11 protein-coding genes are annotated in these 12,302 nt (G+C 41.4%); 9 read left to right on the top strand and 2 right to left on the bottom strand.

What is annotated here, in order from left to right:
• Window positions 1–6: 6 nt before the first annotated feature.
• Window positions 7–1,113, bottom strand: a complete 1,107-nt coding sequence (proB, locus tag IEW05_RS11740; RefSeq protein ID WP_188538894.1) for a glutamate 5-kinase — start codon at window positions 1,111–1,113, stop codon at window positions 7–9.
• Window positions 1,114–1,577: 464 nt separating this feature from the next.
• Here proB and IEW05_RS11735 point away from each other — a divergent pair, with 464 nt between their 5' ends.
• Complete coding sequence (locus IEW05_RS11735; protein ID WP_188538892.1) at window positions 1,578–2,420, top strand: carbon-nitrogen family hydrolase; 843 nt, start codon at window positions 1,578–1,580, stop codon at window positions 2,418–2,420.
• Here IEW05_RS11735 and IEW05_RS11730 read toward each other — a convergent pair.
• A complete protein-coding gene (locus tag IEW05_RS11730) occupies window positions 2,411–3,352 on the bottom strand; it encodes a LysR family transcriptional regulator (RefSeq protein WP_188538890.1) in 942 nt (313 codons plus the stop codon). The two genes, IEW05_RS11735 and IEW05_RS11730, sit on opposite strands and share 10 nt — an antisense overlap.
• 153 nt (window positions 3,353–3,505) lie before the next feature.
• Here IEW05_RS11730 and lepB point away from each other — a divergent pair, with 153 nt between their 5' ends.
• The 8 genes from lepB to IEW05_RS11690 all read left to right on the top strand — a co-directional run bounded on the left by lepB (window position 3,506) and on the right by IEW05_RS11690 (window position 12,099).
• Window positions 3,506–4,057 carry a signal peptidase I gene (lepB, locus tag IEW05_RS11725; RefSeq protein ID WP_188538888.1) on the top strand — a complete coding sequence of 184 codons (552 nt, stop codon included), beginning with the start codon at window positions 3,506–3,508 and terminating at the stop codon, window positions 4,055–4,057.
• A gap of 212 nt (window positions 4,058–4,269) precedes the next feature.
• Window positions 4,270–5,325, top strand: coding sequence for a Gfo/Idh/MocA family protein (locus tag IEW05_RS11720; protein ID WP_188538886.1), 1,056 nt, complete (start codon window positions 4,270–4,272; stop codon window positions 5,323–5,325).
• Between the two features lie 257 nt (window positions 5,326–5,582).
• Window positions 5,583–7,004 carry a 3-isopropylmalate dehydratase large subunit gene (gene leuC, locus IEW05_RS11715; protein WP_188538884.1) on the top strand — a complete coding sequence of 474 codons (1,422 nt, stop codon included), beginning with the start codon at window positions 5,583–5,585 and terminating at the stop codon, window positions 7,002–7,004.
• A 26-nt stretch (window positions 7,005–7,030) separates the two neighbouring features.
• Window positions 7,031–7,636 (top strand): 3-isopropylmalate dehydratase small subunit, encoded by a 606-nt coding sequence (gene leuD, locus IEW05_RS11710; protein ID WP_188538882.1) that lies wholly within the window; start codon window positions 7,031–7,033, stop codon window positions 7,634–7,636.
• A gap of 208 nt (window positions 7,637–7,844) precedes the next feature.
• Window positions 7,845–8,150 (top strand): hypothetical protein, encoded by a 306-nt coding sequence (locus IEW05_RS11705; RefSeq protein WP_188538880.1) that lies wholly within the window; start codon window positions 7,845–7,847, stop codon window positions 8,148–8,150.
• Between the two features lie 241 nt (window positions 8,151–8,391).
• A complete protein-coding gene (locus tag IEW05_RS11700) occupies window positions 8,392–9,750 on the top strand; it encodes an arsenic transporter (RefSeq protein ID WP_188538878.1) in 1,359 nt (452 codons plus the stop codon).
• A 127-nt stretch (window positions 9,751–9,877) separates the two neighbouring features.
• Window positions 9,878–11,443 carry an N-acetylmuramoyl-L-alanine amidase family protein gene (locus IEW05_RS11695; RefSeq protein WP_308420402.1) on the top strand — a complete coding sequence of 522 codons (1,566 nt, stop codon included), beginning with the start codon at window positions 9,878–9,880 and terminating at the stop codon, window positions 11,441–11,443.
• A 44-nt stretch (window positions 11,444–11,487) separates the two neighbouring features.
• Window positions 11,488–12,099, top strand: coding sequence for a GerMN domain-containing protein (locus IEW05_RS11690; protein ID WP_229753350.1), 612 nt, complete (start codon window positions 11,488–11,490; stop codon window positions 12,097–12,099).
• Window positions 12,100–12,302: the final 203 nt, after the last annotated feature.

Below are 12,302 nucleotides of genomic sequence, written 5' to 3'. Positions count from 1 at the left end.
ATAAATTTATGCTTTTAATGAAATCCATTCATCCCGATGAATCACTTCTAAACGATGGACGCTATTTATCTTTTTAACCACATCGGCACTGAGCAGACCTAAAATTTCCTGCATTTGCTCTACATCATAATTCACAACACCACGGCCTAATATTTCGCCTTCGGTATTATGAACTTCAACTACATCACCAGCATGAAAATGGCCTAATGCCTTGCGTACACCTACAGGAAGAAGGCTTCGTCCACCGTGTATAAGGGCTTCTTCAGCTCCGGCATCCACCTCAAGTGAGCCAATCGGTGTGGATAAAAAACCAAGCCATTGTTTTTTCCTTGGCAGTGAACCTGAGTGGGTTTCAAAATAGGTTCCCTGACCTTTACCCTCTAAGATAGCAAGTAGTTCACCTGGTTGGTTCACTTTTCCGATGAATACGGGCACGCCCCCAAAGGCTCCAATTTTGGCTGCATCCAATTTCGAACGCATACCACCCGTTCCTACAGAAGAACCAGCGCCGCCAGCAATACTATATATCTCATCTGTAATCTCAGTAACTCTATTGATACGCACGGCAGCAGGATTAATTCGTGGATCTTCGGTATAAAGTCCGTCCATATCAGTCAGAATGATGAGTTGATTCGCTTTAAGCAAATTGGCTACTAGTGCAGATAATGTATCATTATCTCCAAACTTCAATTCATCGATGGATACCGTATCGTTCTCATTGATAATAGGTAACACATTATGCTTAAGTAGTTCTTCTATGGCCATGCTGGCGTTGCCCGTTCGCTTCACATTTTGAAAATCAGAACGAGTTAGCAGTACTTGTGCCGAAAGGATCCCGTGAACGGCGAGTGCTTCGCGGTAGCTCTGCATCAACAGTGCCTGGCCAACGGCCGCAGCTGCCTGTTTCTCATGTAATAGTTTGGGACGTTCCGCGTATCCGATCTCACGGAACCCTGCAGCGACAGCACCCGAGGTAACTAGTAAGGGCTGGTAGCCTGCAGTATAGAGAGCAGCTAATTCAGCTGCAAAGTAAGCTATCGCTTCCCGATTCAATCCTCCCTCTGGAGAGGTCAGTGAACTGCTCCCGATTTTGACGACGATACGACGTAACATGGATTTCACTCCTTAGAATAATTGAAAATAAAAAAAACTTCCGCCTTTGCAGCGCAAAGGACGAAAGTTTGACTTCCGCGGTACCACCTTTATTGATGAGTAATCTCATCCAACTTAAGCCCGGTAACAGGGGCGCTGTCCGGTAATCATATACCGGCCGCTCGGGGATAGGTTTCGGAGGGTGCGAACTGTAAATTCTCACAGCCTAAGGAATTTACTCTCTGAGGATCCGCTGATCTCTCGTACTGGTCCCGTCTACACGTTTGTTGATGTCTCGTGAACGATAATTAATTACTGTTAGAATACCATGCGATAAGAGGCAATGCAAAACAAAATACTTTAATACAGTAGTGTATTCCATTCCACTGATCTATCCGAGCTGTATAGATGGGATTGACGATGGAATGAGACGGACATTATGATGAGACAAAAGAAAAAGCACGGGAAATGGAAGGATGGTATATATGTCTCAAGTGGCGGGAACTTCATGGAATATTGCATTGCTTCAGACCGATATCATGACCGGGGAGCCGCAGCGTAATTGGGAAATAATGGTGCGTTGGATGGAAGAAGCAGTGGCGGCTTCCGTGAAACCAGATGTTATTGTACTACCGGAGATGTGGAATACCGGTTATGCACTATCGCAAATTGATCAGCTGGCAGATATAGATGGAAGTCAGACTCGAGAATGGATTTCTGCGTTTGCAAAACAGCACGATATTCATATCGTAGCTGGATCAATAGCCGAGAATCGAGCAGGTAAAGTATTCAATACGATGATTATCTTCAATAGAAGCGGAGAAGAGGTTGGGGCTTATTCCAAGATCCATTTGTTTAGGCTAATGGAGGAGGAGAAATATTTGACTCCTGGTGAGGCTTTTCTATCCTTTGAGTTGGATGAGATGAAGGCAGGAGCCTCTATTTGTTATGATATTCGTTTTCCTGAACAGGCTCGTACATTATCATTATTGGGCGCAAAAATATTATTTGTCGCTGCCGAGTGGCCGCATCCTAGGTTGCACCACTGGCGGACGTTGCTTATGGCAAGAGCGATAGAGAATCAGATGTATGTTGTAGCCTGCAACCGAGTTGGCAATACCGTTAGCGATTCATTTTTCGGTCATTCTATGATCATCGATCCGTGGGGTGAGATTATTGCGGAAGGTAGTGAACGAGAAGAGATCGTCACAGCTCGCATTGACCTCACCCTAGTAGATCATGTTAGAAATAAGATTCAGGTTTTTGAAGACCGACGTCCAGAGCTTTATGGAGTTGGTTTTGGGAGAGTAGCTAAGGTTTATCCTTGAGTTCCATTGCCATTCTCATCTTCATCTCGTAAGTGTTCTTTCATCGTCAATTTAAATGTTTCTATAAAAGCCTCTGCGGCTTTAGATAAATAACGTCCCTTACGATATGCAATAACTAGCGTACGGCTTGGGACCGGACTTGCGAGTGGCAAATAGACTGGAATCAGTTCGCTTCGCTCGGCGCGGGCGATAAATCTAGGAACAAGCGTGATGCCCATACCTGCCGCAACTAGGGATTGCACGGTTTCAATGTTATTACTTTCGAAGACAATCTGGGGTTCGAACCCCGCGTCACGGCATAAATCTAACGCTATTTTACGGAAACCTTGGCCTTTCTTGAGTACGATAAATGACTCATCTCGAAGTTGCTCTAGCTTAATGCCACCTGGCTGTGCTTTTAGTTTGGCTAAAGGATGATTAGGTGGAACAGCCAGATCTATTTTTTCTTCACAGATGGTTTCGTAAGTTAAGGTTGGTTCTTGCAAAGGTAGGGAGAGCAAGCTGAGATCCGTACCACCGCCTGCCGTTAGCTTCTCCAAATTGAGCGAGGTATCTTCCAATAAAGTGACACGAATCTCCGGATAAGCTTCTTTGAAGGCTGGCAGAACATAGGGTAGTAGGTGGGATCCAGTGATCGGCATACTTCCAATAATGACACGACCTGCACGTAGCTGAGAGATATCATCCATCTCTTGATGCAACTGTTCGACCGCGTCCATTATTTTTCTGGCATGCGAGATAAAGCTTGCGCCTGCATGTGTTAATTCAACGGAACTTGTATTCCGATGGAATAATTTGACGCCGAGTTCCTGTTCCAGTTTGGATAATTGTTGACTTAGTGAGGGCTGTGCAATATGCAGCTTCTCAGCTGCCCTAGAGAAGTTCTTCTCTTCAGCAATTTGTAGCGTATATTGGAGTTGTCTTAATTCCATATAATCACCTTTCGTAATCAGGTTCATTGAGAATGACCTATAAGTATTTCCTATAAGTGAGTATATTATAATTCAGCTGTAGGAGCGATATTTTATTTAATCTAAATATTTATGTATAATACAGGAAAAGTAGTTTCAGGAGGTTGCCTAGAGATGAAAGTATGGAATGAGATAAAGGGCTGGAGTTTCTCCATCATACTCGGTTTTGTGCTTAGTATGATTATTGGTATCTTCATTATTCAACCGTATAAGGTAGATGGCCATTCTATGGAACCAACGCTAAATGACAATCAGCGAATTTTTGCTTGGAAACTCCCCCATACGCTTAATAAGCTTCCTGACTATGGGGATGTCGTTATTATTGACAGTAGGGTTGACCGAAAACGTACTTTAATGGATGACATCAAAGAACATCCAATTTTCCGGCTCATGTCCGGAGAATCTGATAAGGAAATTTTTTATGTCAAACGAGTCATTGGTTTGCCTGGTGATACGATTGAAGTAAATAATGGTCATTTGTATCGTAATGGTGAAGAATTAATTGAACCTTATATTAAGGAACAAATGGACATAGGTCTGGATCAAGTTTGGACACTTCCTGAAGGATCCATCTTCGTGATGGGAGATAATCGGAATCACAGTAAAGACAGTAGGGTCATCGGTCCCGTTCCGCAAGATCATGTGATGGGGATTGATTCGTTTTAAGCGAAGTTTAAATCCTAATTATGAATAAATAGTCCCCTTGTTTGGGGGGCTGTTTTTTTTGACGTTTTATTTATGGACGTGGTGCTCATATGTATGGACATCGTGTTTATACTATGATTTAATACCATGAACGTATTAAAATACATGATATAATTTAAATGCTTCAAATAAAAATTATGGATGCTTAACATGCGCAGGAGGAGAAATAGGAAATGAATGATAAAATCTATTCCTTGGTTATTGTCGGTTATGGTGGAATGGGCAGTCAGCATGGACGTAAGCTAGAAAATGTATCTCGAATCAAGGTGACGGGTGTATTTGATATTAAAGAAGCCAGACAAGAAGCGGCACGTGCCCAAGGTTATAAAATCTATGAGGATTATCAAGCTGTACTGGATGATCCCTCTGTCGATATTGTATTAATTGCCACACCAAATGATAGTCATCACCCCATTACTATACAGGCTCTTAACGCCGGTAAGCATGTTATTTGTGAGAAGCCTGCAATGATGAACAGTCAAGAAGTAGAAGAAGTCATGAGCGCTTCCGCACAAACCGGTAATGTATTTATGGTTCATCAAAATCGCCGCTGGGATGAAGATTATTTAGCGATTAAGAAGCTTGTAGATGAGAATGTGCTTGGAGAAGTATTCCATGTAGAGTCACGTGTTCATGGCTCTCGGGGTATTCCTGGGGATTGGCGTCATGATCTGAATCGCGGAGGCGGCATGCTTTTGGATTGGGGTGTGCATTTGTTTGACCGCTTGTTGCTCTTGTTTCCGCAAAAGGTTACTAGTGTGTACGCCAAATTGAGTTATATTTTGGGTCATGAAGTTGATGATGGTATCAAAGTATTCCTCACTTTTGAAGGCGGCAGAACAGCATTAGTAGAAGTGGGAACTACGAATTTTATTGCTTTGCCTTTATGGTATGTAACAGGACTCAATGGAACAGCAATGATTGAAGACTGGGATATGAATGGAAAAGTTGCAACTTGGGATCAAGCAGATACTAAAGATGCCGTTCCAATTGTAGCTGGTGCTGGTTTGACCAAAACAATGGCGCCTCGTTCAGAGAGTACCGTTACTGAAACTCCAGTCCCAAGAATTGAGTGCGACGTTCGTGACTTCTACTATAACTTTGTTGATACAATTGAAGGAACAGCGGATCGAATCGTTAAGAACGAAGAAGTCTTGCGCATTATGACTTTGATGGAAGCTGTGTTTGAATCAGATCGAACCGGACAAGTTGTACATTTGAATTTATAATATTAACAAAAGACATCACAATTCAGCATCCTCGTATTGAAGAGAGGGAGCTGTATGTGATGTTTTTTTAATTGCCGAGAAACATATCGTTTGAAATAAGTCTCTTATAGTTATTACCTATCGAATTGATTGTATTTATGTATTTCTAACAAGTTCTGAATCATGATATAGTAGTTTCATTAATCGGAACGTTATCTTAGTCATCTAAGGATGTAGCGTTTCGTCCATGTTCGAATCCTTCAGTGGGGTGATAAATAATGAGTAAACAGACAATGTATGAGAAAATTTGGAACAATCATGTTATTCATCAAGAAGCAGGCAAACCTAGCATTTTGTATATCGATTTGCACCTAGTGCATGAGGTAACTTCGCCTCAGGCATTTGAGGGCTTACGTCTAAGTGGACGTAAAGTACGTCGTCCTGAGCTAACTTTTGCAACCATGGATCATAACGTACCAACGAAAGATCGTTATAACATCAAAGACCCGATTTCCAAACAACAAATTGATACGCTATCTCAGAACTGCCGTGATTTTGGTGTTACGTTGTATGACCTAGATACGATTGATCAAGGTGTCGTTCACGTTATGGGGCCAGAACTTGGTTTAACACACCCCGGTAAAACAATCGTTTGTGGCGATAGCCATACCTCGACGCATGGTGCGTTTGGTGCGTTGGCATTTGGTATTGGTACGAGTGAAGTAGAACACGTTATGGCGACGCAATGTCTCCAACAAGCCAAAGCGAAAACTTTGGAAGTACGTTTTGTTGGTAAACGTAAACCGGGTGTAACTGCTAAGGACCTTATTCTTGGAGTTATTGCTCAATATGGTACTGACTTTGCTACAGGTTACGTTATCGAGTATACAGGGGAAGCTATCCGTGAATTAACGATGGAAGAACGGATGACTGTCTGCAATATGTCGATTGAAGCTGGGGCTAGAGCAGGACTCATCGCACCGGATGACACGACATTTGAATATCTACGTGGTCGTCAACATGTGCCGCAAGGAGCTCAATTTGATCTTGCAGTTGCTGAATGGAAAAAACTCACAACCGACGAAGGAGCACAGTATGACCGTGTTGTTGACTTCGACGTGGATTCTCTGATCCCACAAGTAACTTGGGGTACAAGTCCAGGTATGGGAACGAACATTAATGCAACTGTTCCTAATCCGGTTGATTTTGAGAGTGATAATGAGCGGAAAGCGGCTGAAAAGGCGCTTGAGTATATGGGCTTGACACCAGGTACACCGATGACGGATATCGAGATTGATTATGTGTTTATCGGATCTTGTACAAATGGACGTATTGAGGATCTACGCGCCGCAGCAGAAATTGCAAAGGGCTATAAAGTATCTGACAAAGTAACGGCTATCGTTGTTCCTGGATCAGGACGTGTCAAAATTCAGGCGGAAGAAGAAGGCCTGGATAAAGTATTTACAGCAGCTGGATTTGAATGGCGTGAAGCGGGCTGCAGTATGTGTCTGGCAATGAACCCTGACGTATTGGAGCCGGGACAACGCTGCGCATCCACCTCTAACCGTAACTTCGAGGGGCGTCAAGGTCGCGGAGGTAGAACGCATCTTGTATCTCCAGCTATGGCCGCAGCAGCAGCGATCAAAGGACGTTTCGTTGACGTACGTGATTGGAATGTTAAGAGCGAAATCGTAAGCTAACCAAGGTGAAGAGGGGAGAATTAACCATGGAAGAATTTAAAACACTAACCGGTATTGTAGGACCCGTTGACCGTGTCAATGTAGATACCGATGCTATCATACCTAAACAATTTCTTAAACGTATCGAACGTACAGGGTTTGGACAATTTTTGTTCTATGAATGGCGTTTCGACACTGAAGGTAATGTAAATCCTGAGTTTGAACTGAATAAACCTCGTTACGAAGGAGCATCCGTGCTCATCTCACGTGTTAACTTCGGTTGCGGATCTTCTCGTGAACATGCACCTTGGGCCATTTTGGATTATGGATTCCGTTGTGTTATTGCACCTTCCTACGCAGACATTTTCTATAACAACTGCTTCAAGAATGGTATCCTGCCAATCATCCTTTCGGAGGAACAAGTCGAAGATTTGTTCCAACGTACGGCTAAGCATGATGGATATCAATTGACGGTTGACCTGGAGAACAAAACTTTAACTGACGAATACGGTCTGAGCATCGCATTTGACCTCGACGAGCACCGTCGTCAATTCTTATTGCAAGGTTTGGATGATATCGGTCTTACACTTCAACATGAGGATTTGATTACAGCATATGAGCAAAAGAGAGCTGCTAACGTAGTCTCTGCATAATCTAGCTATATAGCAAAATCAAGCCCATCTTGTTCACTTATTCAAAGTGAGCGAGATGGGCTTTTGTTTGTTTGTTGGGTGGGATTTTTTATCTAAAAGTTCAGGATGGTACTTATGTCTATTATTCTATTAATAGTCAAATAGCCAGTAGCAAATTGTTAGAAATAAAATACTATACTGTATCTGATATCGAAAGGAGTCAATAACAATGAAGCATGTGGATCTACATGTTGAGCAAGCTGTTGGAGTTGGAAAAGGTTATTTTATAGAAGAAAGCCCGCCGGGTATCAACCTACTGATAGAACTAAGAAATGAAGGAGATAGATTGCTCCGGCTAGTTGTAACTCGATTCAATGCACCGACTCTTACATTTGATGTTCAACCACATTCCGATTTTGCAGTGGGTATTGCTAGTGTACAGACAGTGGGGATCTTCGTTCCTGGTGATGGTAAGGGCCCTGGAAAAGGCCGTCTAACTCTTATTCCGAATTTTGCACAGATCAACCTATCATAGATATTAAACTAAGAAATCCATCTGGAATTATCGGACTATAAACAAAGAAGATCGCCTTATCTAACTGGTCATAGTCGGCTAGAGGGTGGTCTTTTTTTTGAAATCTTGATTCTATTAGTTGAACACACATTTTAATAGATTTAGCTAAAAATCCAGTTCCTACATAGTAGAGAAGAATATAGATATAGAAAATATAACCATTAAGGAGTGTTGTATTGCTGATAGTTAAGGAGGAAAAATTATGATTTATGGAATAGGAATTACTGTATTTGTTTTCATTATAACCTTGCTGGTAATATTTTGGAGGCCAGGTGGTATAAATGAAGCTTGGCCAGCTTCGATCGGGGCAGCGATTATATTAATGACAGGAATAGTATCTAGTGGAGACCTGATAGATATTTTCAGTAAAATTGGTGGAGCATCGATGACTATTATGGCGACCGTTGTGATGGCTGTCATACTAGAAAGCTTTGGTTTCTTCAACTGGGCAGCTGAAAGGCTAGCCGTTTTAACTAAAGGCTCAGGCTATCGTCTATACTGGTACATTCAAATATTATGTTTTTTAATGACGCTACTGTTTAATAACGATGGCAGTATTTTGATTACGACTCCAATATTAATCTTACTCCTCAGAAGTTTTCAATTAAAACAAAAAGAAATGATTCCCTATCTATTAAGTGGAGCGTTGATTGCAACCGCTTCTAGCGCACCCATTGGTGTAAGTAATATTGTAAATTTAATCGCATTAAAAATTGTTCATATGTCTCTCTATATGCATACAGCCATGATGTTCATACCAGCAACTTTGGGTTTGTGCTTTATGTCATGGTTAATGTTTATCTTAATAAAAAGAAAATTGCCAAAAACTTTGCCAAATTTTAAGCATGATTTGAAGAAGGAATTGTTAATCAAACATCCCCAACCATTAACAGGAAGCGCAGCTGAAGAACCAAAGAGTAAACGTACTAGATCTATGTTGAGGTTATTATTGTTTGTCTTTGCGATGAGGTGTCTCCTCTTTGTAGCCTCTTATCTGGCTATTCCAATCGAATGGGTTGCTGTATTAGGGTCATTCGTATTACTTTTATGGCGATGGTATCATTTGGGCATTACTCCGTTGGATATATTAAAGAAGATTCCTTGGCACATCTTTATCTTTGCGTTCTCTATGTATGTCATTATTTACGGACTTCACAATGCCGGGCTAACAGACATGCTTATAAGAATATGTGAACCTATTGTTAACCAGGGGCTCCTGCATGTGAGCCTACTTATGGGAGGATTAGTCTCAATACTATCTAATATATTTAATAATCATCCGGCATTAATGCTCGGAACCATAACCTTAACCGAAATGGGATTGGATCCAATTACGTTAAAGACTATCTATCTTGCAAATATTATTGGTAGCGATATAGGATCATTGTTATTACCTATTGGAACACTTGCCTCACTTATTTGGATGCATATCTTAAGAAAAAATAATATCGTGGTGAAATGGAAGGATTATTTAAGCGTCTCGTTAATTGTAATTCCATTAACAACATTACTTACATTGTTCTTATTATTTTATTGGGTACAACTGGTATTTGTTAATTGAAAAGTTCAATTGAATAAGACAACAAGGTGGAAGATAGCCTTGTTGTCTTACTTTGTCTTTCTATGAAGATATAAGTCTATGAGAAAATAATTATTTCTGTTACTATGGAAGTAATTAGCAACATTTGGTGATTTGGAAGCGTTTAATATGTCAGATTGATTTGTTGTTGTCGAAATTACTGGAGCATACCGGTCATCATCCGGTAAATTACAAGAATGATAGGAGCATGATGATGAAGAAATTTGGTTTTTTCTTGACTCTGATAGTTTTCTTATTGGCTTTTCCAAGTTGGGGTCATGCAGCTTCGACGGATACCCATATTTACTTAGATGGTTTGGAATTGGCTCAGCCTAAGGAAGCTCAGGCTGGTAACGTTAAAGGGAGTGTTATGGTCCCTATCCGCGTTATTTCGGAGGGTCTAGGGTACGATGTGGAATGGGAGAAGAAGAGCGGAACCGTCACGATCAAACAAGGGGATACGGCACTTTTACTTACGCTAAATAAGGCAACGGCATTGGTTGGTGAAGAAAGTGTAGCTCTTGGTGTTGCACCGTATTTGCAAAATAATACGACGATGGTCCCTTTACGTTTTGTCAGTCAGTCGATGGGACTTAAGGTAAGCTGGGATAATCAAGCTAAGTCTGCTTACTTGTATAGCCCTGAAGGCGGAACAGCCGAAGAAATACTCCCGGGTGGAGCGACCTCAGCTCCTAATAGTGGGAATGTTGTGACCGTACCTGATAATAATTCAGAAACAGGGATAGGCAATGGATACATATCAGAAACGCTTACCCATATTAATAATGTAAGCTTCTTGGACAATAAATTAATGATAGCAGTAGATGGAGCGGTTAAGCCTAATGTCTTTACGATGTCTGGTCCTGATCGGATTGTCGTAGATATACCTAATGCAGCCTTTGGTGATACTTTTGCCTTAGATGCAAGTAATAAAGGGGAACTAGGAATAACTGATAATGCGGGCATCTCTAAAGTAAGATACTCGTTATTCAGCAGCGCGCCATCGACGATCAGATTTGTTATGGATCTGAATCAGAGTAGTCAGTATTCAGTTACCAATTTAAACGATGGTATGCTAATTATCGATTTGTCGGGAGTAACTGTCAGTCCGACGCTACCAAATGCCACCATTGGACAAAAAGTGGTTGTGATTGATGCGGGACATGGCGGTACAGATCCGGGTACAAGTAGTCCTACTAGACTAGAAAAAGACTATAATCTAGCAATTGCTCTGAAAGTAGAGGCGCTTTTGAAGCTGGAACCTAATATTACCGTTGTAATGAATCGTAGTGATGACACGACTTTAACACTTAAGAATCGACCGAATATTGCTAATAATATAAAAGCGGACATCTTTATATCTATTCATGCCAACAGTGTGGATGATACAATTAAGACCAACCCTAGTGGTACAGAAACGTATTATACGCGTGATGACAGCATTGCCCTTGCGAATGTGATGCATAAAAATTTAGTACAGGCAACAGGACTTAATGATCGAAAGGTACGTCAAAAGAATCTGCTTGTTACTAGGGAAACTACGATGCCAGCAGTACTTCTAGAGTCTGGCTATTTAAGTAATGCATATGATGAGTCTGTCTTGTTCGATCCGATTGTACAAGATCGTATTGCAGCAGGAATTGTCGCTGGTATCAAAGAATACTTTGGTCTGTAATGAATGGGACAAGCAGCGGCGAAAGACTTTAAGGGGGGTACAAAATGAAAAAAATAAGTGTAATCGCACTTATGATATTCTTGATGATAGCTGCAGTTGGTTGTGGTCAGAAGCCCTTGGCGGGTTCTGGAGAGAATGAGCAATTACCGAATTTGTCTGTAAATGAGGCAGAGCCGCCGGCAACGGTTGTACCGGACTCAACTAATTCCACTCAGGGAGCTCAGAATAACGATCCAAATGAGCAAACTGATACGCCAACATCACAGAAACTAGCAATTAAGGTCTATTATACGGATGACGATATCATGGATTTGAAAGAGATGGAGCAGGAAATTACTTTTGTGGATGCCAAAGCTAATTCGAAATATAGTGAGGCATTCAAGGCGCTGCAAAATGTTAGTGGTAGTGGTGTGATCTCCTTATGGGGGAAGGTCATACTGAATTCCACCTCATTTACAGATGGAGAATTAACGGTTGATATTCAATTGCCAGACGAAGCTAGACTTGGTTCAGGCGGAGAATCTCTCGCTATCGATGCCCTGAAGGCAACGTTCTTCCAATTTGAAGAAGTGAAACAACTAGAACTAACGGTCAACGGGGATAAGGTAGACACCTTAATGGGCCACGTTGAGTTGGAACATCCAATGACTAAATAAATTTTGTGAAAAACCATCCCGTCAGCCTTTTGGCTAGGGGATGGTTTTTTTGTAAAAGTGATAAAATTGTAACTTTTTCGATTAAAATGGCATAATTACGCAACTTTTAAGGGGTCCTAACGTCTAATATGTCGTCTAGCGAAGTCTAAGAGAGCTACTTACTTATTCTTCGCAGACAAAAATATTAGGATGGTAGGGGTGAC

The sequence above is a fragment of the Paenibacillus segetis genome (assembly GCF_014639155.1).
Taxonomy (GTDB): domain Bacteria; phylum Bacillota; class Bacilli; order Paenibacillales; family Paenibacillaceae; genus Fontibacillus; species Fontibacillus segetis.
Note: the sequence above shows the minus strand (reverse complement) of the source record. Positions and strands in the feature narration are given on the sequence as shown.

Excerpts from the sequence above, each read along its gene's own strand:
- proB (WP_188538894.1), bottom strand. The coding sequence starts at position 1,113 with ATGTTACGTCGTATCGTCGTCAAAATCGGGAGCAGTTCACTGACCTCT.
- IEW05_RS11735 (WP_188538892.1), top strand. The coding sequence starts at position 1,578 with ATGTCTCAAGTGGCGGGAACTTCATGGAATATTGCATTGCTTCAGACC.
- IEW05_RS11730 (WP_188538890.1), bottom strand. The coding sequence starts at position 3,352 with ATGGAATTAAGACAACTCCAATATACGCTACAAATTGCTGAAGAGAAG.
- lepB (WP_188538888.1), top strand. The coding sequence starts at position 3,506 with ATGAAAGTATGGAATGAGATAAAGGGCTGGAGTTTCTCCATCATACTC.
- IEW05_RS11720 (WP_188538886.1), top strand. The coding sequence starts at position 4,270 with ATGAATGATAAAATCTATTCCTTGGTTATTGTCGGTTATGGTGGAATG.
- leuC (WP_188538884.1), top strand. The coding sequence starts at position 5,583 with ATGAGTAAACAGACAATGTATGAGAAAATTTGGAACAATCATGTTATT.
- leuD (WP_188538882.1), top strand. The coding sequence starts at position 7,031 with ATGGAAGAATTTAAAACACTAACCGGTATTGTAGGACCCGTTGACCGT.
- IEW05_RS11705 (WP_188538880.1), top strand. The coding sequence starts at position 7,845 with ATGAAGCATGTGGATCTACATGTTGAGCAAGCTGTTGGAGTTGGAAAA.
- IEW05_RS11700 (WP_188538878.1), top strand. The coding sequence starts at position 8,392 with ATGATTTATGGAATAGGAATTACTGTATTTGTTTTCATTATAACCTTG.
- IEW05_RS11690 (WP_229753350.1), top strand. The coding sequence starts at position 11,488 with ATGAAAAAAATAAGTGTAATCGCACTTATGATATTCTTGATGATAGCT.